At 59.0% G+C, this 249-nt stretch carries 1 protein-coding gene; it reads right to left on the bottom strand.

Going from position 1 to position 249, the window contains the following annotated elements:
* A partial coding sequence (locus NZK81_RS21590) for a hypothetical protein (RefSeq protein WP_419181734.1) occupies positions 1 to 249 on the bottom strand: 249 nt, incomplete at both ends.

A 249-nucleotide genomic window follows, 5' to 3' on the forward strand; every position in this document is an offset into this window, starting at 1 on the left:
CGTGGCCGGCCGACAAAGAAAGGAAATCCTGATCCCGAATACGGCTGATCACCGACCGTCCTGAACCGCCAGCATAGGGAATTTTAAGCGCCCACATCTGCGGAAACTTCGGTGCCCATTGACAGACGGACGAGATCAGGCGCAGTTCGAAGCCCGCGGCCAGCAATCGGTGCGCCAGAGTGCGGTGGTAGTTACCAGTAGCCTCGAAACCGACGATGACCGGATGCCCGATATCGCCGAGATCGGTTG

The sequence above is a fragment of the Novosphingobium mangrovisedimenti genome, from assembly GCF_025153475.1.
Taxonomy (GTDB): domain Bacteria; phylum Pseudomonadota; class Alphaproteobacteria; order Sphingomonadales; family Sphingomonadaceae; genus Novosphingobium; species Novosphingobium mangrovi_A.